Origin of the sequence: Streptomyces glomeratus, assembly GCF_021462825.1 — a bacterium.
Classification (GTDB): Bacteria; Actinomycetota; Actinomycetes; order Streptomycetales; family Streptomycetaceae; genus Streptomyces; species Streptomyces glomeratus.
On the sequence record NZ_JAKEEB010000103.1, the window covers coordinates 1 to 760 of the forward strand.

Annotated in this window: 1 protein-coding gene; it reads right to left on the reverse strand. The window is 69.9% G+C overall.

Features of this window, described 5'->3' with window-relative positions; genetic code table 11:
• Positions 1–106: 106 nt before the first annotated feature.
• A complete protein-coding gene (locus tag LZ604_RS35505; RefSeq protein WP_308283722.1) occupies positions 107–571 on the reverse strand; it encodes a DinB family protein in 465 nt (154 codons plus the stop codon).
• Positions 572–760 lie beyond the last annotated feature (189 nt).

Here is a 760-nt window from a genome sequence, read left to right on the forward strand (position 1 = left end):
AGGCGGCGGCCGCCGCGCCGTGGCCCCCATGCTGCGCCCCACATCGAGGCGTACACGAAGCCGGGCCAGGACGAGACCAAAGCCCTGCACCGGCCCCGGCCGTCCACTACTGTTCGGCGATTTTGTCGATGCGCTCGCGGAGGAGGTCGGCGTGGCCGTTGTGCCGCGCGTACTCCTCGATCATGTGGGTGAGGATGTAGCGGAGAGAGAAGACGTCGTCTCCGTACCGCCCGGTGACGTCGGGGGACTGGGCGGCATCCACGATGTCGCGGGATCGGGCGCACTCCTCGTGCCAGATCGCGAACGCCTCTAACGGGTCTGCGGTGTCGACGGCGAAAGCGCCGCCGTCGCTTCGGGGCCAGTGCACATCACTGTGCTCGCCGTTCAACACGTTCCGGAACCAGGTCCGCTCGACGTCAGCCATGTGCCGGACGAGGCCGAGCAGCGACAAGCCCGAAGGCCGCACGGCCTTTTCCCTGAGCTGTTCGGCTGTGAGCCCCGCACATGCCATGGCCAGCGTGTCACGCTGGCGCTGCAGGAAGCCGGTCAGCGTGGCGTGCTCATCGGCCACCCGCGGAGGTTCGGTCCTGTCCCGGTTGTCCATCGGGCCATCATGACAGCGAGGGGCGCACGGCAGTCGGATCTCTGCGGCTGGCCTGCGCCGCCGACGGCCGGCTGCCGCTCGGCGGTTCGGCTCGAGCCTTGGAGTGTGGACGCCGGCCTTGGCATGCGTCCCGTGGTGGCTCCGCCTCCCGCCCCG